This is a genomic window from Spirosoma aureum, from assembly GCF_011604685.1.
Lineage (GTDB): Bacteria > Bacteroidota > Bacteroidia > Cytophagales > Spirosomataceae > Spirosoma > Spirosoma aureum.
Genome location: NZ_CP050063.1, coordinates 1,054,616 through 1,076,719, shown reverse-complemented (window position 1 = coordinate 1,076,719; position 22,104 = coordinate 1,054,616). Strand labels below are relative to the sequence as shown.

Sequence of the window (22,104 nt, the reverse complement as noted above, 5' to 3'; positions counted from 1 at the left end):
ATTTAGTAAAATCTCCTGAACGATATAGTCACCTTATCTTAAGTTATGTGACTTAAAAAGCCTACCTTTATTGGCAACTTTACATTATTCTTATTTTATCCATGAATAATGCAGAAAATGGTCAATATGTAGATGCTCTGATTCTTCAAGCCCTCAGGCAAAATGATGAGAAGGCGCTTCAGTATCTATTTAATACGTATTACAATCCACTTTTTCGGACTGGGATAAAATGGTCATTTGACAGTACCCTAACCGAAGAAGCCATTCAGGCGATCTTTCAGGATCTCTGGCAGTACAGGCACACACTAGGCGACGTGGTGTCGTTTGAAGCCTATCTGAAAGGTTCGTTAAAAAAAAGGCTTGCGAAAGCCGTAATCAAACTCCAGCGGACAGCTACAGAGCCGCTTGATGGGGTTTATCTACCTGTAACATCTTATGAAGAAATTCTCGTGGCACAGGAAGAAGATGCTATTCGGCGCAGTCAGCTTGTACAGGCGATGAATGAACTGACCTCTCGCCAGAAACAGATCATTACACTCAAATACTTTGAAGAACTGTCGTATAAAGAAATTTCAGAGCAGACAGGCCTCCAAATCGACAGTATTTATAAGACGTTACACGAAGCATTGAAGCGTTTAAAAACGCTGCTGAAGCCAATCTGAGCAATTAGTATAAATTTTCTACAATTTTTTCTACAAAAAACAGGAAGATTCAGACGATAAGGTTCCTCTGTATAGATGAAGACCAACCGATGCGTCGTGGTGAAACCAACGTACCCGCTTATTCTTGACGACCTGCTAACCAACGAAGGCTTTCTGAACTTTTATTTTCAAAAAAACGAAGCCGACGTTTGGGAGTGGAATGAGTTTCTGGAAGACCATCCCGATCAGTTGCCGACGGTCGATGCCGCTGTTTCGATCTTAAACCGACTCTCACTCAAGTGGTCGGAGGAATACATCCGCCAGCAATTCCTTCAGATGCAGGACAGCCTGACCAACACAATCCACCATCCGATCGCTCGGCCACTCTGGGACAACAACTGGGTGCGGTGGGGGCTGGCCGCGTCGGTGCTGCTCGCCGTAGGCATATGGACCTACGTGTACCAAACCACCATTCCTGCTTCGCTTTACACCCAGCAGGTAAGCCAGAAAGATCTTATCGAGCAAGTCAACCCCAACAGTGAGCCGCTCCGCGTCGACCTGCCTGATGGTAGTTGGATTCGGCTGGCTAAAAACAGCCGACTAAGCTATCCCGCCCGGTTCACAGGAGCAGTCCGGGAGGTATATCTGGATGGTGACGGTTTTTTCGACGTGGCCCGGAATCCGAAGCAGCCCTTTCTGGTCCATGCTGGCGAAATTGTAACAAAGGTATTGGGAACCAGCTTTTTGGTGAAGGCTCGAACTGATCAGGAAGGAGTTGAGGTGGTGGTTCGGACGGGTAAAGTATCCGTCTATCGCGAAACAGAGGTTAGCCGATCGGTGGCTGTCAAAAAGCTTCAGGGCGTTATTATCACGCCCAATCAACAGCTTGTTTACAACCGAAAGACTGACAGTTTTGCCCGGAGCATCGTCGGGAGTCCGCAATTGATTCAGCCCGAAGCAGTAGTCGTTTTCGATTTTCGCAATACACCAGCTTCCACTGTCTTTGAGCGTATTCAACGAGCCTACGGGATTCCCATTGAATACGATGCTGATCTTATGAGCGATTGCCCGGTTACAGCGTCGCTGGCCGACGAATCACTATACGGTAAGCTGAATCTGGTCTGCCGGGCAATCGAAGCTCAGTATGAAGTCGTCGATGGACAGATCATCGTCAATGGAAAAGGCTGTAAATAAATGTAAACAGTGTTAAAAAAAACGGCAACTCTGTTAGCGCAGAGCTGCCGATAGCAAGCTCCCCTAAACCCGTTTCCAGCGCAGTTAAGGGGGTTTTTACTCATCTCCCGATGGGCGTCAGGTTTTTATTGCCAATACTAAACCCCCTTAAATCTATGCATTTTTTCATTACCCGGCATTCACTGTTGCTCAAACTCATGAAATTGAGTTGCGCCCCGTTACTCGTCACTCTACTATTTTCCGGACTGACCTACGCTACCGAAATCAGAGCCCAGGAAGTACTTGACCGAACCGTAACGCTTCAATGCTACAATCAGCAGCTCGAACGTGTGCTGGCCCAGCTTGAAACGCTTGCGCAGGTAAAGTTTGTCTTCAGTTCCCGGCTGATTCAGAGCAATCGGCTGGTGACATTCAGTATTCGACAGGAACCTCTATCAAACGTACTGAATCAGTTACTACAACCCCTGCAACTGAGCTACGAAGTGAGCGGCAACAAAATTATCCTGAACCGTTCGACCGGCGCACACCCAAACGCACCTCGGCTCGCCAGTATGGAAACTATGACTGGAAAAGTATTGGACGAGCGGGGCGAAGCCATGCCGGGCGTCAGCATAGTGATCAAAGGAACCCAACGTGGTACGGTCACTAGTCCCGAGGGCCTTTTTAGCATCGACGCCAACATGGGCGAAACGCTAATCTTCTCGTACATCGGCTATAGTAGCCGGGAGCTGGTCATCGAAAGCTTTACTCCGCTCACCATTGGGATGAAACAGTCGGAAGCCAGCCTGTCGGAAGTCGTTGTGGTAGGATCGCGGTTTGCCCAACCCCGTACGGATGTCGACAGGCCCGTGGCTATTGACGTTATAAACGCCAAAGAACTTCAAACGTCAGGACAAGTCGATCTGGGGCAGGCTATTACGTTCGCAGCTCCCTCGTTCAACGCCGTTAAGTTCGGGATCAATGATGCGGCCCCTTTTGTCGATCCAGCTACGTTGCGTGGCCTGGGCCCCGATCAGGTGCTGGTGCTGGTTAATAATAAGCGTCGGCACAAAGTATCGTTTCTGAGCATCAATGATGGTGTCGGAAAAGGACAAGTGGGAACGGACATTAACGCCGTGCCAGCTTTATCACTAAAACGGGTCGAGGTACTGCGCGACGGAGCGGCTGCTCAATACGGCTCCGATGCCATTGCGGGGGTTATCAACCTCGAACTCAACGATGCCGCCGAAGGAGGTTCGGTCAATGTATTCACGGGAATCGGCTATTCCAAACCGAATCTGGACGTGACCAGACATACGCCACCTGCGCTTATCACCGACGGGGCCACGTATAACCTGAACGCTAATTTTGGACTAAAACTGGCCCGACGCGGCTTTGTTAACACCACGCTTACCTACTCGCACACGGATGGCTACGATCGATCGGGTTCATACAAAGCATCAAGCGGCTTCTTTGTCGCAGACCCCGTACAGGATGCACTGCTTGTCAAACAGAACAACATCGACCTGAAACAGGCCGTGCTGGGATCGGCCCGCAATACCACCTATGGGTTGTTCATCAACGCGGGCCTGCCGCTCAACAACAACTGGCAACTCTACGGCTTTGGCGGTTACACGCACAAGCACGTCGTAACGGGTGTGTTTACCAGGGCTCCGTCAAACACTCGCCGATCGGTGCTGTCTATCTTTCCGAACGGCTACAACCCGGAAGCACCAGCCAATCTGCTGGATTACTCGCTGACGGCTGGAATAAAAGGGAAACCGGGAAACTGGAATAGCGATTTCAGCCTCTCACAAAGCATGAACCAGGTCGACTGGTATGCCAATAATACGGTAAATCCCAGTTTGGGCGATCAGTCGCCGACGTCGTTCTACGTTGGGCAAACCCGCATAACACAATCCCTGTTCAATGCCGATATTGCCCGTACTTTCCGCCAGGGAAGTTATCCGAACTTCAACCTCGGTGCGGGTACGGAAATACGCTACGAAACCTACCGGTTGCGCTCTGGCGATCCGTCTTCCTACGAAGCTGGTCCACTCCGACAAACCAAAGATGTAGGGTCGTCGGGGCGGGAAGGCTTCAGCGACCGGGCAGCCGGTCAGTGGGGGCGCACCAATGTTGGGGTGTATGTCGAAGGAGAGAGCGATCTGACCCGGAAACTATTGGTAGGAGCCGCCGTACGGTTTGAAAACTACAGCGACTTCGGCTCCAACCTGTCGTACAAACTCAACTCCCGCTACAAGATCGCTGAACCATTTGCTGTTCGAGCCTCGTTCAGCCGGGGGTTTCGAGCGCCGTCCATGACGCAGACTTACTACAGTAACTACATTAATATCTCGTTCGATAACAACAACAATTCGATCATCAATCCCATTATTCCAGCTTCGTCGGTTCTGGCGCAAAAGTTGGGTGTCGACGGGCTGAAGCAGGAAATCTCGTGGGATTATTCGGCGGGGATCACTTCGAAAATCGGCCAGCATTTTACCCTTACAGCTGACCTGTATCAGATCGACGTTAATAACCGCATCATGCTCTCAGGCAATATCAATGTCTCAAAAATTACGCAGTTCGTAGCCGCTGGTTTCCCGCAATCGGCCAATGTATTCGTCAACGCCATCGACACGCGTACCCGTGGTTTTGAGCTGGTCACGACTTACAATCGGCTTTTGGGAGTGAAGAGTAAACTGGGTATAAATCTGGCCTACTCGTCAATGAATACAACATTGCGGGCAACGCGCAAAACCTCGACAGGCGTCGAGGTAGCCGATCAGGTAGCAACGCTGTATATCACCGAAGGGCTGCCCAAAGGCAAGTTTATTGGAACCCTTTCCTATGACTTCGGTAAAATCGGGCTGATGCTGCGCGGGTCACGATTTGGGCAGGTATCGGACCCACTGGCGACACTGGCCCAGAAACCCACCGATATTAATGCACCGACTTATCAGGTGTTTGGGGCCAAGACTCTGTTTGATGCATCAGTAACGTTCCGGCCTACCCGGAAGCTGTCGATCATCGGCATGGCTAATAATATTTTCGACGTCTACCCTAGCCTGCTTCAGGTACCTCAAACGGCTAACGAAGTGGTATTCTCACGACGGACCAATCAATTCGGTATGCAGGGACGGTTTCTGAATCTGACCGTTAATTACGCATTTTGATACCAGACCCCGGCCCGATTTGCCGGGGCCTCTACCTATCTATCTGATGACGATTATACCTAACCAGGGCGAATTGCCAGGTGTCGACGTATTAATTATCGGGAGCGGAAGTGCGGCCATGTGCGCAGGCATTTCGGCCCTCGAAAACGGTGCTCATGTGTTGATGGTCGAAAAGGCCGATGCCCTGGAGTGGGGAGGCAATAGCCGCTACACAGCCGGAGCTATGCGCTTCGCCTTCGATTCTTACGAGGATCTGAAGCCCCTGATCCGCGATCTGACCGACGATCGGTTGGCAAATACTGATTTCGGCAGCTACCCGAAAGAGCAGTTCCTAGCCGACCTCCAGTATTTTAACCAGGGCGAACCACCCACCGAAACCCAGCAGTTTCTGGTCGATGAAAGCCTGAGCGTCATGCAGTGGCTATCGAGTCATAATATTCGTTTCGACCCAAGCTATGCCCGGCAGAGTTTTCTGAAAGACGGGCGGCATACGTTCTGGGGCGGGTTGGCCCTTGACGTAGAAGGTGAAGGCGACGGGCTGGTACGAGCCGAACGGGCGGAGTTTGAACGATTGGGGGGAACGATCCTGTACAATTGCTCCGCGGAAGAAGTCGTGATGCAGAATGGAAAAATGGGGGGCGTGCGATGCCTGCGCTCCGGAATACCTCTCTGGATTCCGTGCCGGACAGTGGTGCTGGGCTGCGGGGGATTTGAAGCCAGTAAAGAACTACGAACGCAGTTTCTTGGCGATGCCTGGACCGACGCCAAGGTGCGGGGCACGCGCCACAACACGGGTAAGGGTCTCGAACTGGCCACTAAACTGGGGGCGGCTCTGCGAGGCAATTTTGGCGGATGCCATGCCGTGCCGATGGATAAGAACATGCCCGACTATGGCAACACCGACCTGCCGCACAACGAACGCAAGCACTACCGAAAAATATCATACCTGTACGGATTGATGCTCAACGCGCTCGGAGAGCGGTTCGTCGATGAAGGGTTGGATATGCGAAACTACACCTATGCCCAGTTCGGTAAAGCAATCATCGAGCAGCCAGGAAACGTAGCCTGGCAGCTTTTCGACGCCAGTGTCGAACCATATCTCTACGCTGACTATCGATTCCGGTTCGCAAGCGTAGTGGAAGCCGATACCCTGAGCGACCTGATCGGGAAACTCGACGGCATCGATCAGGCTACTGCCTTGAGGACCGTTGACGCGTATAATCGGGCCACTGAAATCAGTCATCACATACCGTTCGATCCCACCCGAAAAGATGGAAAACGAACCCAGGGCCTTTCTCCCGAAAAAACCAACTGGGCTAATCCGCTTACCACTCCGCCGTTCAAAGCCTATCCCGTTACATGCGGTATTACCTTCACGTACGGTGGCCTGGCCGTAAATCGAAACGGCGAAGTGCTAAACGCTACTGATGAACCGATCCCAGGACTGTTTGCCTGTGGCGAACTTGTGGGGGGCGTTTTCTTCCACGGGTACCCTGGCGGCTCCGGCCTGACTTCTGGTGCAGTTTTCGGGCGGTACGCGGGCAAGTCGGCAGCACAATACAGCCTTCAGAAACCATCTTCGCTAAACTCATGAAACGCCTTACCGCACTCCTGATTGGACTTCTGTACTGGAACGCCGGTATATACCCAATGCTGGCCCAGTGCCAAGCGATTGCACCACCCGCCAACGCCATTCCATGCGTGTTTATGCGTGGAGGCACATCGCGTGGCCCGTTCCTGGACCTACGCGATCTGCCACGCAACCGCGCCGAGCGCGACGCGATTCTACTGCGGATCATGGGGTCGCCTGACGCCCGGCAAATTGACGGACTGGGTGGAGCAGAAACCGTAACGAGTAAGGTCGTAATGGCCCAGCCGTCGACTCGCCCCGGCATCGACGTCGATTACCTGTTCGCTCAGATCGATCTGGAAAATCCACTCGTCGATACCCTCCCACCTTGTGGTAACATGATGGCGGGCGTTGGTCCGTTTGCCATCGAGAAGGGCTGGGTAAAGGTCACCAATCCCGAAACGAAGGTGATGATCTACAATATCAACACGAATTCTGTCATTGAGGAGATCGTGCAGACTCCCAACGGTCGGGTGCAGTATAACGGTACGGCCCGGATCGACGGTGTGCCGGGAACGGCGGCCCCCATCCTCATGAACCTGTTTGATCAGGTCGGTAGCAAAACAAAGAAACTTCTTCCCACTGGCCACCTCAAAGACCGAATCGACAGCCTGGACGTGTCGATTCTGGACGCGGGCACGGTGATGGTGCTGCTACGGGCCGATGCCATTGGCCTAACGGGGGGCGAAGACGAAACTTTTTTTAAAACGAACCGGGCATTGATGGAACGGCTGGAACGCATCCGCCGGGAAGCTGGTCGGCTGGCGGGGCTGGGTGACGTATCGAACAGTGTACTACCCAAGATTGGTATTCTCTCGACACCCCAGACTGAAGCAGCCAATATCCGGTCACGATATCTGACTCCACATAGCTTGCACCCCAGCCACGCGGTTACAGGGGCTATCTGTATCGGTACGGCCTTGAAGATCAAAGGCACCGTAGCCAGTGAAGTTGGCCGCGAAAACGGCAAACCGACCGAACTTGTCGTAATCGAGCATCCAGCGGGCGTGATCGAAGTCAACATTGAACTCGACAGACAGGGCGATCAGATTCAGGTTCGGAAGGTCGGTACGATGCGAACAGCCCGCAAATTAATGCAGGGATATGTCTTCTACTAACCCACCCTGTCTGAATGGAATCAGCCGATCCATTCAGTATATGGTTCTGAGCACGCTCTGCTTCACCATTATGCAGTCGCTGATTAAGCTGTTGCCTCAGTTCAACAGTGCCCAGCACATCTTTTTTCGGTCAATGATCGGCTGGTTGATGAGCGTGGCCTGCCTGCGCTATACCGGGGTATCGCTAGTGGGTAAAAATCAGTCTATGCTGGTTTTTCGGGGGCTGGTGGGGTCAATCTCGATGTTTTCATTTTTCTACATTCTCACTCACATTCCGTTTGGATCGGCGGTAGCGTTCAAATACCTGTCACCAATCGCCACTGCTGCCTTCGCGGTGGTATTTCTCGGCGAACGAGTGTCGAATCGGCAGTGGTTGTTCTACGCCATTACGTTTTCGGGAGTGTTGCTTCTAAAAGGGTTCAACCCACGCATCAGCGTGTTCGACATGGGCATTGGGCTGCTGTCGGCGGTGTCGGGTGGATTATTGGCCATTATCATCCGGCATATCGGCGACGACGATCATCCACTGGTCATTCTGCACTACTTTATGGCTATTTCAGCCATGCTGGGTGGAGTAGGCGCGTTGACTGACTGGCACACGCCAACGCTGGCCGATATAGGCTGGCTGCTGCTGATTGGTATAGTGGGGTTCTGGGCCCAGAACTTCATGACCAAATCCATCCAGGCACCTACCGAAGACATTAGCTTTCTAGCCATTATCCGCTATTCTGAAGTCTTTTTCGCCATTATCGTTGGGTACGTTGCGTTCGATGAGCACTATTCCTGGCAAAGTATTCTGGGTATGGTTTTGATTTTTACCGGCCAGCTATTGTCGTTTCGCCGACGGGCCCGGCCTGCTGACAACGCAAAACAGCTCGACCTCTAATATCATGAAAAAACGCTATCAACTCATTCTTGTATTCGTCGTTTTTGCGATTATCACCTACCTCGACCGCAATTCCATTTCGTCAGTAGGCGACGATATCACGCGCGAACTTGGCCTGTCTGACCAGCAGTGGGGCATAGTTATGTCGGCGTTTTCGCTGGCCTACGGAGCTTTTGAAATTCCAACCGGCTTGCTGGTCGACCGGGTGGGACCCCGTAAGACCCTTTTCCGCATTGTACTCTGGTGGTCGGCTTTTACGCTGTTGACAGGTCTTGCTACTGGCTTTTACTTCCTGTTGATCGTTCGGTTTTTGTTCGGGGCAGGCGAAGCAGGTGCGTTTCCGACCGTATCGGTAGCCATTGCCCGATGGTTCCCGTCGATCGAACGGGGCCGTATGCAGTCGATTGTCTGGATGGGTAGCCGAATGGGTGGAGCAATGGCACCTATTATGTCGATCCAGTTAGCCGAAAGTTTTGGCTGGCGGGGCGTGTTTTACCTGTTTGGCGGGTTGGGGCTGCTCTGGGCGGCTTACTGGTTCTGGTGGTTCCGCGACGAACCTCGCGACATCAAGGGGATCACTCCCGACGAAATTATCGAAATCGAAGCCAGTCGCACCGTAAAGGCCGTATCACACAAGCTACTTTCCTGGAAAATGGTATTCGGTAACTCCAGCATCTGGGCGCTGATGGGTATGTATCATTGCCTGCTCTACGGAGCTTATTTCTACATGTCGTGGATGCCCAAATATTTGCAGAACGGGCGGGGTATTCCCAAATCGCAGTTGGGATGGATGGTATCGCTTCCGTTCATATTAGGGATATTCGGCTGTCTGGCCGGTGGATTTGCCTCCGATTATTTCACAAAAAAACGGGGACTAACCTTTGGTCGTCGCTACGTGGGTATGTTTGGGCTAGTCATGGCGGGCATCTGCATGATTGCCGGTTCACTCACCAAAGATAGTAGCATCGCTATTGTACTGTTGGGGTTGGGACTTGCCTTTAAAGACTTCACGCTGCCCGTGTCGTGGTCGGCCGCGACCGACATTGGTGGGCAACATGCCGGGGCAGTGTCGGGTACGATGGGCCTGGCCGGACAGTTGGGATCGGCCATTATGGCTACTGCCTTCGGCTTCATCCTACACACCACAGGGAGCTACGAAATTCCGGTTCGGCTGATCGGCGGCATCGTTATAGTGGGCGGTCTGCTATGGTTCAGGATCGACGCCAGCCAGCAACTCCGCGACGAACCAGAACTGTCCGTAAAGCCGAAAGAAATTGTTGCCTGATGTCGCACTATCATAAGCGAAGACAGACCTGAAACTCAGGTCTGTCTTCGCTTATATTGTCGTAAGCAACTCGTCGATCAGATCAGGCGAACCTACATACAGCACCAATCGCTGGTGCAAATCTGTGGGGGTAATGTCGAGAATAGCCTGCCTGCCGTCGGTTGCTTTTCCACCAGCCTGTTCGGCAATGAACGCCATTGGGAAGCATTCGTACAGCAGCCTGAGTTTCCCTCCCGGTGATTTACGCGTAGACGGATAAAGGTAAATACCGCCTTTAATTAGATTTCGGTGAAAATCGGCCACCAGCGAGCCAATGTAGCGACCTGTCATCCGGCGTTGTCTGCAGGTATTCAAATACGTCTGGATCTTATCCGGGTATTCCGCTACGTTCCCTTCGTTGCACGAAAAAATCGAACCTGTCCGGGGCTGCTTTATATCAGTGTGAGAAAGAATATATTCGCCCAGCGACTGATCGAGTGTAAAGCCGTTGACACCCTGCCCGGTCGTAAACACCAGGATGGTCGATGAACCGTATAGTACGTACCCGGCCGCCACCTGCTGCCGACCACCTTGGAGCAAGTCGGCAAGTGTAGGTACGGAGCCGACGGGCGACACTCGACGGTAAATGGAGAAAATCGTCCCAATAGAAACGTTAACGTCGATATTGGAGGATCCATCCAGCGGATCGATGGCTACGACGTATTTACCATTGGGGTTGCCCGTCAGAATTATATCATCTTCTTCTTCCGAGATAATGGCGCAGACTTCGCCACCATTCTTGAGTGCACGAATAAACCGAATGTTAGCAATAACGTCGAGTTTTTGCTGCGATTCGCCCTGCACGTTATCCGTTCCGGTGGCACCCGTCACATCGATTAATCCCGCCCGATTAATTTCACGGTTAATAATCTTGCTGGCCAACGCAATGTCACGCAACAACTGCGACAGTTCTCCCGTAGCAAACGGAAATGCACTCTGTTCACTCAGGATGAAGCGATCCAGGGTGGTGCCAACCGGAAGAGCCAGATCCGGTTGGGTAGATTGCGCCGTTATGGGTACAACCGTATCTACAAAGGTAATCATACAGTAGCTGACGTAGGGTTGGTTATGGATTCTCGTTTTTCGGTAAACAGATTATTCAAATAGTCAGCTTTCGCATCATAAGCCACTGGGTCGGTCCAGGTCTGGCGTGGGTCCAGAATTTTCGCTGGTACGCCCGGGCAGGTTGTCGGCATGGACAGGCCGAATACCGGATGTTTTGCAAAGGGGCTGGCCATCAGCCTACCAGCCAGCGCGGCCCGGATCAGGGCGCGGGTGTGAGCCAGTTCCATACGCTGTCCTATGCCAAAACCACCGCCTGTCCAGCCGGTATTGACAAGCCACACATTCACATTGTGCCGACGGATTTTATCACCCAGCATTTGAGCGTACTGACTCACATGCAGAGGCATAAAGGCAGCGCCGAAACAAGCCGAGAACGTAGCTTCTGGTTCGGTAACGCCCATTTCGGTACCCGCCACTTTCGCCGTGTAGCCCAGTATGAAATAATCCATCGCCTGTTCGGGTGTCAATCGGGAAATAGGCGGAAGCACGCCAAAGGCATCGCAGGTCAGAAAGAAAATATTCCGGGGATGCGTCCCTACCGACGGCTCAACGGCATTGTCGATGAAGGAAATCGGGTACGACGTGCGCGTGTTCTGCGTCAGTGTTGTATCGGTGTAGTCGACGACGCGCGAGTTGCGGAGCGTACGCGTGTTTTCCACAATCGATCCGTAACGGATAGCATCGAAAATCTGCGGCTCCTGTTCCCGGGTCAGATCAACGACTTTAGCGTAACAGCCCCCTTCGAAATTGAAGATACCCGCATCGCTCCAGCCATGTTCATCATCGCCGATCAGGCCACGTTCGGGATCAGCCGACAGTGTGGTTTTACCCGTACCTGACAGCCCAAAAAATAAGGCTACGTCGGTTGGATCGCCCAGATCGACATTGGCTGAGCAGTGCATAGGCAGTATGTTCTTATGTGGCAGCAGGAAGTTAAGTGCCGAGAAAACACCTTTCTTGATTTCGCCCGCGTAGCCCGTACCACCAATCAGAATAACCCGTTTGGATAGATTCAGGATGGCAAAATTGCCGCCACGGGTCTGGTCTTCATCCGGAATCGCCAGAAAGTCAGGAATTGCCAGTATCGTAAAGTCAGGTTCAAAATCGACCAGTTCGTCATCTGCGGGTCGCAGAAACATATTGGTACAAAACAGATTATGCCAGGCCGACGTGGTCAGTATACACAGTTTCAATTGGTGCGCCGGATCAGCACCGGCCAGTGCGTAGCGCACAAAAACAGGATGATATTCCACATAATGGCGCATACGGCGGTGAAGCTGATCGAATCGTTTTTCGTCGAACGGAATATTCACCTTTCCCCAGTCAACCTTCGTATCGGTCAGGCTATCGCGCACAATATACCGGTCTTTAGGTGACCGGCCCGTATAGCGCCCCGTAGTGCACATCAGCGCGCCGGTGTTAGTCAGCATGCCCTCACCCCGACGTAGCGCGTACTCAACCAGTTCAGTTGGCGAAAGTTGAAAATGAACTTCTTTACTCGTCTGCACACCCAGAAATTTCAGGGCCTTATCGTTGGGCAACGTGTGCATTGACTGGGGACGACGAACAACTTTAGCGACCATAGAAGCTGGAGTTTCGGTGAATAAATCGTTTGCTCGACAAATATAATTAGCGATCATTACAAAAAAAGCGAATGTTCGCTAAATTATTTTTAATCGCTACAAATGATTGATTTCTGAACGTATTCTCTGTTAATAGCTATTTTTGCGATATGACAACTGACCGGGAGAAAGTAAGACTCATTTTTGGCCTGAAAATCAAGCAACTACGCAATGATCTGGGCTTATCGACCTATGACCTGGCCGACCGAACAGGTTTATCACCATCGTACCTGAACGAAATCGAAAAAGGGAAAAAGTACCCGAAGACCGAGAAGATATTTGCTTTAGCCAAAGCGCTCAATAGCAGTTATGATACCCTTGTATCACTTCAGGTCAGTAAGTCGCTGGAGCCGGTTGTTGAACTACTTAACTCCAACATTCTGACCGAATTACCATTGGATCTGTTTGGTATTGAGCCAGGCTACTTTCTGGAAGTGATGGCCAGTGCCCCGGCCAAGTTGAGCGCATTTATCAATACACTGATCGAAATTGGGCGAAATTACGATCTGAGCGTCGAGCAGTTTTATTTTTCGGCCCTACGGACGTACCAGGCCATGCACAATAACTATTTCGAGGAACTCGAAAAGCAGGCCGACACCTTCCTGACCGATTATCCACTGCCCGAATTGCCCGGCCAGTATGCCAGCTGGCTAATTCGGGTTCTGAATGAGGTCTATGGCTGTACCGTCGAGTTTTACGACGAAACCACACAGCCTGCTCTGATGTCGCTTCGATCGGTCTACCTGCCAGAACAACAAAAGCTGCTTGTAAACAGGGAGTTATCCACTGAACAACAAGTCTTTACGCTGTCGCGGGAAGTAGGTTATCACTGGCTCGGGCTAACCATCCGGCCGCTCGAATCATCTGTACTGGAAGCCAGATCGTTTGATGAAGTGCTGCATAACTTCCAGGCGTCTTACTTCGCCCGCTGCATTCTGATTCCCCGGCAGCAGCTACTCGACAAACTAAGAATAATGGTGCAGCAACCCGATTGGGACAACGAACGAATGCTACAGATGCTGGCTCAGTTTACAGTGACACCGGAGATGTTTCTGCTACGGGTTACCAATCTGCTATCGGGTGATTTCGGGTTAAATAATTTGTTTTTTCTGCGCTTCAATCAGTTACTCAATGGCCGGTTTATTATGGCCAAGGAATTGCACTTAAGTAAGCTACATACCCCTCATGGCATTGCCCGCGACGAACATTATTGCCGCAGACAGATGTCGGTGACGATTCTGAACGAACTTCGTCAGCTTCAGGAATCGGGGCAGTGGGATGGGCAACCTATTTGCCGGGCGCAGCGCATTTCATTCGTGACCAACAACACGACGTATTTTGTCTTTTCGATTGCCAAATCGTCGCCCCCCACCCCTGATAATAGCAGCATTAACATTGGCTTTCCCATCGACGAAACGCTGCTCGAGAAGATCCCCTTTATCGGTGACCCGAAGTTGCCAACCGTTCAGGTAGGCGAGACTTGTGAGCGTTGCCCTATCGCTGACTGTACCGTGCGGGCCGCCCCCCCGACTGTTCTGGCACACCAGCAACGAACGAAGACTATTCAGGCAACCATCGAGCAACTCCGGGCGGTGTCGGCATCGCCTGGCAAATGAGTTATTCTCAAATGGAACGGGCCGTGACGGAGAGTGCTAATAATGGTGGGATTCATCTTATGCAAGGCTTTGTTAATTTCTCGGGATTTGGCCTGAAGTGACAACAAGGTTTTATGTACATTATCCTGTTCCATTTCAACTTTTCGTGCGCCTGAACAAGACCATAATTTATTATTCTTATTGATACGATCTGCTCTAAAATGGTATTTTGAACAGATAATACAAAGAGTACATAACAAGCACAGAAACCCCCGCAATTAAAGTCGATGCGAAAAATATTTTTTTCTCTTCCGATTGATTAAAATCTTCTTTTATTAAAATAAATAAATAGCTTATTACAGAGTAAGATAAAAGCATAAGAGAGCAAATAGACAAATCCCGGAGTAATTTTGGAACACTAGTTATAGGCGATCTTGCAAGTACATATAACGATAATATAAAAAGTAAAATGAATGATAGCATAAAAGAGTCTCTAGTTATTCGCCGAAATATATTTCTAAACAAGTTTAATAAAACGATAATCAACGTTAAGATTTCAGTAAATATGACGTACTGAAATTTAAACTGATCATTGGTAAAAGTGACAACTAGTAAGACCAGAATTGCACTTAAGCTCACTGAACCCTTAAGTATGTTTGATAAGGTCATTTCGCATAATTGGTTAGGCCCGGCCAAGTTAACTATTAATTTAGTTAAATCTAATAACTGCCATACTTTTATCAGTTCGCATATCTCTAGAAGTTAGACAATTGCAAAAATCTTGATTGCTTTATATTTTTTCAGAAATTACAAAGTAGATACTATATTCTCTTTTATAGGATCAACTACCGGCCCCCAACAGTTCACATTTCGCAGACTATATATGTGCTAAATTCTGATCCCGAAATAGGTTTTATAATGGCGACTCACTCAACGCATTTTAGGATTTCATAACAGCCTAATTAGGTTTGGCTACTGATTTGCCCGTTGATTGTTATTCTCCAGATTTTGCTGATCTTCCTGAAGTATAGATTTGTATGCCTGTTTTTAATGTAGCTATTCGATTAACGGTGCTCTTTCCCGCATTAACTCTAAAGGCAATATCGAGATCGCTCTGGTGCGTCCTGGGTCTCATCACCTGCACATGTATCATGGCTTCGGCTCAAGAACGGGCCAAATCAGCAACAGCTTCTTATCACGTTTTCGGACGTTGCCATGATTATAATACGGCGCTGGGTCTGAAAGCCAGTCTATTTGCAGTGACTCAGCAAGGACGCTCGAAACTAGCAGAATGCCAGCCATCAGGTGATTTTGATGTTTTACTGTCTACCTCGGCCACTCACTTACGTATTGAAATGAGAGGGTATCAAACGGTGACCATACCCGTCCATTTTACAGCTAACATCCCGCCAGATGCTCGGTTTACTATTGGGAGTTTAACAGCAATGGCCAGGCAGAATTCCCAACCGATACCTCCCGACAAAGGCAGCCTGCTGGCTCTCTTTTTTTCTATGCCTGATAGCCTGACGATAAAGTATCGTTTAACCAGTCTGACTAAACCATCGAGTCATTTGCAGGCGACTATTGCCTATAAATATCCCATAAGCCGGTCGTTTCTGATTGCACCCGATGACTATACAGCCACTGTATCAACGATCGAGAATCGTTTACTTCTCAGCGAGAAAATGACCGTCAGGCCGGGGGTTACGTTTAAGGCAGTTCAGGTCATTAAGCCTTCTGAAGTAAGTACATTAAATGAGGCCGCGCCCAGATACACCGCGCAGAAACTCGCTTTAAGCATTAATATTCTGTATTTTGACCAAAGCAGTCACACACTACGGCCCGGAGTGAAAGTAGCGTTGGATTCGCTAGCGCATCTATTGGTAAAGCAGCCAAACCTGGTAGCAACTGTGACTGGTTACACGGACAATGTAGGGAAACGCGAATTAAATCTGATTCTAGCGGAATACCGGGCAAAAGCAGTCGAGAACTATTTAAAAGAGCGTGGTGTGCCCACAAACCAGATTAAGGCCAACTGGGAAGGACCCGATACAAAGGCCTTGCCTGAAGCATCGGAGGCTGTAAAAACAATCAGCAGACGTGCGGTTATCCAGCTTTCTCCCAGGTAATTCAATCAAAGGCTGACTTAGAAACCAGCCGTATCTTTTACCCTGCAATTGCCTGATAGCTGCTAGCAATAAGTGCAAAAAGCGTAGAAACGGCTCAGTAAACAGACGAAGTGGGAATATGCTCAGCTTTCGAAAAGGCTGATCGGTAACTGGCTTCAATTTGTGGCAGTTCAGCTCGTTTACCCTGAAGGCTAAGGGCTTTATGAAGACCTACTAAAGACCAGCCATTACCGGGATGATGAACCAGATCCTGACGGTATACTTCTTCAGCTTCGCTGGCTTTTTTCATGCCAAGCCAGTAAGCACCCAAAAATTGTCTGGCTGGCATGGGCCAGTCACTAGGTTCCGTGTAGATTAGTTGATCTTCCAGGCTAATCGCTTTATTCAGGCTTATTACAGCCTGCTCATATTTTTTGTCGGCAAAAAGTATGGAGGCTTCCAGAATATGATTAGCAATTTGGGCTACAGGAAGCGGGGCATTGAAAGGAATACGTCGCTTTTCAAGAATTGGATCTTTTAATCCTTCCACAAGAAGTTGCTGCTCTTGTTGGGCTTCAGCGATTTTCCCGATACCCACCAGAGCCATTCCCCGGGAGAAATGATCGAGCAGAGTTGCATACCCCCAGTCTGCAGCTGGCTTCTCCGACGCTAAAATCTCATTCCATTTACCCAGTCTGACCAGCGTTAGCGATGGCAGCATATACAGATACTGATCGTAAGTATTTCCGGCGACAGGAGAGACTGATTTGCGACACCGCAGGGCATCCCTTAGGCCAGTTTCGTACATCCCCCCGCTCAAGGCACAATAGGTTTGTACTGCAAAATAATGCGGTGAATGTTTCACCAGGCCGAGATTTGCTGCCAGTGAATCATACTTTAACAAATTCACATCTGCTTTGTCATTGACAATCACTCCTTCAGCGAAAAGCCCATTCCGCTGGTATTCATGGCTCGCCATGTGGACCATATGCGCAACCCCCGGAAGCTGGGTTTTGAGTTTATCGGCATTGGCCAGGGCCACCTGTGGATTTTTAGATGCTTCGGTAAGGTGGATATGATAATGTAAAGCCGCCGGATGATCCGGGTATTTTTTAAGCACATTCTCACTGATGTCTACTACTTCCTGAGTCCAGGCTTTAGGTTTACCATCGCTTGTCCAAAAATCCCAGGCATGTATCAACATGATGGCATCTACATAGAGCATTTTAATATCCGGATCGTCAAATTCAGCTACTAGTTGTTTGGTTGCGGACGCATAAGCCTGATTGAGTTCTTTCCGGTTAGCATCGGCCGGATCAGACGAATAGCGGGCATTCATCACCTGAATCAGCCTTTTCTCTTTCGGACTGGCGCGATTGGCGAGTTCGTTCATGCGTGTCAGAATAGTGGTCATACCTGGCGGAACGGTGTAAGTATGGGCCGCATTATAGTAAGGTCCTCCCGCCAATGCCTGCCCCCACCACGCCATTGGACAATTGGGATCCTGACGGGCAACTTCTTTAAACGAAGCCATGGCTTCCTTCATATGGTAGCTGTAATACATCGTCAGGCCCTGATCAAAATAGAACTGCGCACTATCGGTAGTCGTCGAAATCTTGTAGGAATAGTTTCCCCAACCCGGTAGTGGAACCACGAACTTGCCGTTTTCCATCGGATTGACGACACCATCGGACCCAGATCCGCAAAGCACTATACCAGTATTACTTTCCAAAACTGGTCTATGCGCTGAATTAAAGACAAATAAGGTCGATAAAAGGACAGCGACTAAAGTTATCTGGACGGTTTTTCGACGCTTCATACTAGCCTGATTTTATGAATATAGACTTACTAAGCAGTGCTGGCCGCAACATGTTATGGCCTTAAATTTCCACTATGTAAGGTACATACTGGTCTTAAGAATGTGTTAAGACTTTTATTAAGTGGAAGCCATTTATACGCTTTTTTAGATTAATCTGACTTATATACGCTATACTATTTACTAATACCAAAAAAGATAAGTAACTTATTTTGACCTTAAAATCAGTCACTTATGAATCAATTAATTTCCCAGACCAATACGTATAGCTTCTTCTACAGGCGTGTAGCCTACTTCTGAGCCTGAAATCGTCAACTCATTGCGGAGCAATAAGGGTGGCTGTGCTAAGAATCTTGGTTCTTTACCCCGGTGAGCCTGAGCCGCGTGAGCCAGAAAAGGATGACACAGATAAACCGTACCAGCTTTTCCGATGGCCATTGTTTCATTTCGTCGAGGTAATTGCGCCAGTTTACCGGCAAGCTCCATAAAAGAAAGCCCTGTTTCTCCTGTTTCTGCCAGTAATCGGGCAACATCCAGATGCGACCCTGTACGGATTCGGGTGGGGGCATCGTCTTCCGTACTATCCGAAAACAGAAACAACATGAGTAAAGCACGACCTTTTGACCGCACATTAATTCGCCATTCTAAATAGTTGGCAGGATCAGCCCCCGGAAAACTGGCATCTACATGCCAGCCCGTATCATCGGGCTCCTCGTTTGACGGAAAACGGACAGGAAACGTCCCCATATTTTTACAGGTAATCCACTTTCCGAAGCCGACTAACTGGTCAAATGCGCGATGAAGCACGTCCGTATTAGCCGCCCGAACAAAAGGCTCCTGGCCGTACATGCCAAGTCGTATTACGGGTTTTGTCCAGGTATCAGGGTTATTATGATCACAGGGCAAATCCTGCCAAAGGATGTCTCTCACTTCCTGCGCATTCTCTTCAGAAAATGCGTTATCGATGCGAACAAATCCATCACGAATAAATTGTTCAATTTGTTGTTTAGTCAAACCTTCCAGCATGGCTTTGTAGCTAAATGAAATTAGGAATTTCGCTCAGGGTCGTCAGCGGTGTGCCACTGCACGGCGGGCCCTGTTATTTTAGAGCGTCATGGTTAACCACCGTCGTCCGCAGTTGCAGTGTCACGGCTTGAAGCGAAAGTTCTGATACCATTAAGATTGCCGTTCGCTAAATAGTTTGTAGTGAGCATGGCAGATTTATTTTATTGGCATTCAGTACCGTAGTTGATTTAGCCATAAAGGTGTAACTGTTTTATTGCTAACTAATGCACGTAGACTCATGCTTACCTGCTTAACTACCTTCATATACTCTTACCTGTAGGAATGCGATCTTAAGAATAGGCCGGTTTATCTATTCATCAAATTTTATAAAAACACAAACCAGATGAAAGGTTTACGTGCTTTATACTGTCTGTTAGTTCTTACGTTGCCAGCAGGAGCGCAGGTTAAGGACGCAGGAGAACCCAAAGAGAACACTCAGTATATTGACACATTGGCCTTGTCAATGGGCAGTATCCCAGAAAAGCTAATCAAGATCCATGAGAACATTTACATTATCTCGCCCAATGGAATTGCCGGTAATACTGGGGTATTTGTGGGCGATAACGGAGTATATCTGATCGATAATCAGTGGTCTGTACTTGCCAACAGGATTAAGCAACTTCTACAGACCATTACGTCTAAACCCATTAAGGCAATTATTAATACCCATTACCATTTCGACCATACCAACGGCAATATTGCTTTTGGTGCTGAAAAGATTCCGATTGTCGCCCATGCCAACACCCGGCTTCGCATGATGGCTAAACAAGTGATTCGTGGTCACGTATACGAAGTTCAACAGCCCTATCCCGCTCAGGCACTTCCTACCATAACCTTTACCGATAAGGCTGAATTTCATGAAGGCAATGAAACCATTGAGTTGTTGTACTTCAAAAATGCCCACACCGATGGCGATGCAGTAGTCCATTTTAAACGAGCAGATATCTATCATACTGGTGATATTTTCGTCACCTACGGCCTACCCGTGATTGATGAAGACGCAGGTGGGAATATTTTTAGCATGATTGAAGCCGTTGATACGCTACTAGCTCGTGCAGACGATAATACCCGGTTTATTCCCGGACATGGTCCACTGTGTTCCAAAAAAGAATTACTTGTCTATCGAAACTTACTAGCTTTCATTCGCGATCAGGTAATGATCTTATACAGAAAAGGAAAACCATTGGCACAAATCATAAAAGAAACTAAGGATAAACTAGACCCAAACCTTTCTGGGACAAGTCAGGAAAAGTTCATTGCACAGGTGTATCGAATGGCGCAAAGCCATATTAAGTCCCGAGCAAAACGCGAATAGGTACGTTGAATAATTAGTTAATAATCCTACGTTTTATATAGAAAAAGCCCGCAAGCACCTTACCTCAATAATCTTCGCGCTTTGACTTCGAGTCGTGATTAAAACAAAAGCTAGCGGTTATGAAATTCACCAAAATAGTTCCGAATGTGTTTTACAAGGATATTAACGATGATTTAAAATTATTCGTCAATTGCCTTGAATTTACGATCGAACATAATGAATTAGGCACCGCCAAGCCATTTTGTGTGATTGAAAAAAATGGGTTACGTATTAGTCTTTTTGAAAATGCGAAGTTAGCTCAGGAACATAATCCTGAATTTAGATTAGTAACCGATGATATCGAAGCGGCCTACCAAAAGATAGCATCTACTTATCTTGAGTTTCTCCATCCCAATTTAAATAAAATTACACTTCCCCCCTGGGGAGCGAAAGAATTCGCTTTAATCGATAAGCAACTTGGTTTAATTATTCAACAATGGTAGAATGTGTGTCACGACTTCAGTTGGTACCCATCTATCTTCCCGTAGCAACAGGCGTTTTAGAAGCGTGAATAGCTATTCGGTACGACAAAAAATGCAGGGATTAACCACTCCTTGCTTTCATATTCTCGTTACGACAGTAGATATGCTTTTTTGCCCGAATGAGCGACACATTATTGCTATCAATAGGGGCAATAGAAGGAAAAACTTCATGGTCAATAAATTTAGTATAACTGTTGCATAAGTGCTGTGGCTGCTGCAACAGTAAACGGGTCGTTCAGTGAGTCGAGTAGTAGCGATGCTTTTGACATGCTAATCAGTTTAGAAACCATATCCTATAGCAAGACCGAACCAGGGTCCAAATGGATTGGTAATATGCCTATTCAATTCAATAATAGGCGTATAACCAGCTCGTAACAGTAGACCGCCAGTTGGTTTTTGGTACCGATAACTTAGACGAGGGACAGCTAACAACAAGTTTTTCCTTAAACCAAAGGGGGCAGATTCAATATTATTCCTGGTAACTCCCGTTAGCCCAATACCAAAATCACCATGATGATTGCCTTTTCCAACTAAAGTAAACAACTCACCGATCAGGATTAGATTGCCAGGGCTGTGTCCAAAATAGGAGGTGCCCACCCGAAATCCATAAGCCTGTTTTTCTTTCAAGAGCAAAAGTCGCTCGTAATTTATTGAGTAAAAACCGCCTGACCCTAAGCCTTCTAAGTAAATAGTATTGCGTGATCTAAAGGAGCTTTTTTTATCGGCCTTTTGAGCTTGCCCAATTAAGGGTAAGCACACGTAAAGAAGGATTAAAATTTGCCTCATAATCAGTTAACTTAAGAAGTAGATATAATGCTATTGTTGACACTAAAGTATGCTATAAGTAACCATAATTAGAAGAAATTAACAGTATTTAACGTACTTGACTACTTCCTGATTTACTGTCTATGTGTTGAAGCTGTTGTAAAACGCTGCAAGGTGATTTATAAGCTATCTATATAATCTCAGACTAAAATGTGCCCTTATAAGTATAGCTTAGAAAGGTAAATACAAGGAGTTAGTGCAACAGGGCCAGAATGAGTAGT

Annotated in this window: 16 protein-coding genes; 11 read left to right on the top strand and 5 right to left on the bottom strand. The window is 48.5% G+C overall.

Going from position 1 to position 22,104, the window contains the following annotated elements:
* Positions 1–101 precede the first annotated feature (101 nt).
* The 7 genes from G8759_RS04385 (at position 102) to G8759_RS04355 (ending at position 9,912) form a co-directional block, all read left to right on the top strand.
* A complete protein-coding gene (locus G8759_RS04385) occupies positions 102–662 on the top strand; it encodes an RNA polymerase sigma factor (RefSeq protein WP_167205580.1) in 561 nt (186 codons plus the stop codon).
* A 75-nt stretch (positions 663–737) separates the two neighbouring features.
* Positions 738–1,835 carry a FecR family protein gene (locus tag G8759_RS04380; protein ID WP_167205578.1) on the top strand — a complete coding sequence of 366 codons (1,098 nt, stop codon included), beginning with the start codon at positions 738–740 and terminating at the stop codon, positions 1,833–1,835.
* A gap of 155 nt (positions 1,836–1,990) precedes the next feature.
* The gene (locus tag G8759_RS04375; RefSeq protein WP_167205576.1) at positions 1,991–4,993 is read left to right on the top strand and encodes a TonB-dependent receptor; all 3,003 of its coding nucleotides are present in this window, start codon (positions 1,991–1,993) and stop codon (positions 4,991–4,993) included.
* A gap of 46 nt (positions 4,994–5,039) precedes the next feature.
* Positions 5,040–6,587 (top strand): FAD-dependent tricarballylate dehydrogenase TcuA, encoded by a 1,548-nt coding sequence (gene tcuA / locus G8759_RS04370; protein ID WP_167205574.1) that lies wholly within the window; start codon positions 5,040–5,042, stop codon positions 6,585–6,587.
* On the top strand, positions 6,584–7,741 hold the full coding sequence (locus G8759_RS04365; RefSeq protein WP_197933089.1) for a 4-oxalomesaconate tautomerase: 1,158 nt from the start codon (positions 6,584–6,586) through the stop codon (positions 7,739–7,741). Before tcuA ends, G8759_RS04365 begins: the two co-directional genes overlap by 4 nt.
* Positions 7,728–8,627 carry a DMT family transporter gene (locus tag G8759_RS04360; protein WP_167205572.1) on the top strand — a complete coding sequence of 300 codons (900 nt, stop codon included), beginning with the start codon at positions 7,728–7,730 and terminating at the stop codon, positions 8,625–8,627. Before G8759_RS04365 ends, G8759_RS04360 begins: the two co-directional genes overlap by 14 nt.
* Positions 8,628–8,631: 4 nt before the next feature.
* Positions 8,632–9,912, top strand: a complete 1,281-nt coding sequence (locus tag G8759_RS04355) for an MFS transporter (RefSeq protein WP_167205570.1) — start codon at positions 8,632–8,634, stop codon at positions 9,910–9,912.
* Between the two features lie 51 nt (positions 9,913–9,963).
* Here G8759_RS04355 and fbp read toward each other — a convergent pair whose 3' ends face one another.
* Together fbp and pckA are read right to left on the bottom strand one after the other, a co-directional pair.
* Positions 9,964–10,995 (bottom strand): class 1 fructose-bisphosphatase, encoded by a 1,032-nt coding sequence (gene fbp, locus G8759_RS04350; RefSeq protein WP_167205568.1) that lies wholly within the window; start codon positions 10,993–10,995, stop codon positions 9,964–9,966.
* Positions 10,992–12,599, bottom strand: a complete 1,608-nt coding sequence (gene pckA / locus G8759_RS04345) for a phosphoenolpyruvate carboxykinase (ATP) (protein WP_167205566.1) — start codon at positions 12,597–12,599, stop codon at positions 10,992–10,994. The genes fbp and pckA overlap by 4 nt, the downstream gene beginning before the upstream one ends.
* 149 nt (positions 12,600–12,748) lie before the next feature.
* On the opposite strand from pckA, the gene G8759_RS04340 reads away from it, so the two are divergent.
* Together G8759_RS04340 and G8759_RS04335 are read left to right on the top strand one after the other, a co-directional pair.
* On the top strand, positions 12,749–14,254 hold the full coding sequence (locus G8759_RS04340) for a helix-turn-helix domain-containing protein (protein ID WP_167205564.1): 1,506 nt from the start codon (positions 12,749–12,751) through the stop codon (positions 14,252–14,254).
* Positions 14,255–15,384: 1,130 nt separating this feature from the next.
* Positions 15,385–16,362: an OmpA family protein gene (locus tag G8759_RS04335; RefSeq protein WP_167205562.1), complete on the top strand. Its 978-nt coding sequence runs from the start codon at positions 15,385–15,387 to the stop codon at positions 16,360–16,362.
* Positions 16,363–16,456: 94 nt separating this feature from the next.
* Here G8759_RS04335 and G8759_RS04330 read toward each other — a convergent pair whose 3' ends face one another.
* Together G8759_RS04330 and G8759_RS04325 are read right to left on the bottom strand one after the other, a co-directional pair.
* On the bottom strand, positions 16,457–18,073 hold the full coding sequence (locus G8759_RS04330) for a tetratricopeptide repeat protein (RefSeq protein ID WP_232074127.1): 1,617 nt from the start codon (positions 18,071–18,073) through the stop codon (positions 16,457–16,459).
* 327 nt (positions 18,074–18,400) lie between these two features.
* Positions 18,401–19,183 (bottom strand): phytanoyl-CoA dioxygenase family protein, encoded by a 783-nt coding sequence (locus G8759_RS04325; RefSeq protein WP_167205558.1) that lies wholly within the window; start codon positions 19,181–19,183, stop codon positions 18,401–18,403.
* A 382-nt stretch (positions 19,184–19,565) separates the two neighbouring features.
* Between G8759_RS04325 and G8759_RS04320 the strand changes: the two genes are divergently transcribed.
* Together G8759_RS04320 and G8759_RS04315 are read left to right on the top strand one after the other, a co-directional pair.
* Complete coding sequence (locus G8759_RS04320) at positions 19,566–20,537, top strand: MBL fold metallo-hydrolase (RefSeq protein ID WP_167205556.1); 972 nt, start codon at positions 19,566–19,568, stop codon at positions 20,535–20,537.
* A gap of 119 nt (positions 20,538–20,656) precedes the next feature.
* On the top strand, positions 20,657–21,019 hold the full coding sequence (locus tag G8759_RS04315) for a VOC family protein (protein WP_167205554.1): 363 nt from the start codon (positions 20,657–20,659) through the stop codon (positions 21,017–21,019).
* Positions 21,020–21,337: 318 nt separating this feature from the next.
* Here the strand turns inward: G8759_RS04315 and G8759_RS04310 are convergent, their stop codons facing one another.
* On the bottom strand, positions 21,338–21,844 hold the full coding sequence (locus G8759_RS04310) for a hypothetical protein (protein ID WP_167205552.1): 507 nt from the start codon (positions 21,842–21,844) through the stop codon (positions 21,338–21,340).
* Positions 21,845–22,104 lie beyond the last annotated feature (260 nt).

Excerpts from the sequence above, each read along its gene's own strand:
- G8759_RS04365 (WP_197933089.1), top strand. The coding sequence starts at position 6,584 with ATGAAACGCCTTACCGCACTCCTGATTGGACTTCTGTACTGGAACGCC.
- tcuA (WP_167205574.1), top strand. The coding sequence starts at position 5,040 with ATGACGATTATACCTAACCAGGGCGAATTGCCAGGTGTCGACGTATTA.
- G8759_RS04325 (WP_167205558.1), bottom strand. The coding sequence starts at position 19,183 with ATGCTGGAAGGTTTGACTAAACAACAAATTGAACAATTTATTCGTGAT.
- G8759_RS04385 (WP_167205580.1), top strand. The coding sequence starts at position 102 with ATGAATAATGCAGAAAATGGTCAATATGTAGATGCTCTGATTCTTCAA.
- pckA (WP_167205566.1), bottom strand. The coding sequence starts at position 12,599 with ATGGTCGCTAAAGTTGTTCGTCGTCCCCAGTCAATGCACACGTTGCCC.
- G8759_RS04380 (WP_167205578.1), top strand. The coding sequence starts at position 738 with ATGAAGACCAACCGATGCGTCGTGGTGAAACCAACGTACCCGCTTATT.
- G8759_RS04320 (WP_167205556.1), top strand. The coding sequence starts at position 19,566 with ATGAAAGGTTTACGTGCTTTATACTGTCTGTTAGTTCTTACGTTGCCA.
- G8759_RS04355 (WP_167205570.1), top strand. The coding sequence starts at position 8,632 with ATGAAAAAACGCTATCAACTCATTCTTGTATTCGTCGTTTTTGCGATT.
- G8759_RS04360 (WP_167205572.1), top strand. The coding sequence starts at position 7,728 with ATGTCTTCTACTAACCCACCCTGTCTGAATGGAATCAGCCGATCCATT.
- G8759_RS04310 (WP_167205552.1), bottom strand. The coding sequence starts at position 21,844 with ATGAGGCAAATTTTAATCCTTCTTTACGTGTGCTTACCCTTAATTGGG.
- G8759_RS04375 (WP_167205576.1), top strand. The coding sequence starts at position 1,991 with ATGCATTTTTTCATTACCCGGCATTCACTGTTGCTCAAACTCATGAAA.
- G8759_RS04340 (WP_167205564.1), top strand. The coding sequence starts at position 12,749 with ATGACAACTGACCGGGAGAAAGTAAGACTCATTTTTGGCCTGAAAATC.
- fbp (WP_167205568.1), bottom strand. The coding sequence starts at position 10,995 with ATGATTACCTTTGTAGATACGGTTGTACCCATAACGGCGCAATCTACC.
- G8759_RS04335 (WP_167205562.1), top strand. The coding sequence starts at position 15,385 with ATGGCTTCGGCTCAAGAACGGGCCAAATCAGCAACAGCTTCTTATCAC.
- G8759_RS04315 (WP_167205554.1), top strand. The coding sequence starts at position 20,657 with ATGAAATTCACCAAAATAGTTCCGAATGTGTTTTACAAGGATATTAAC.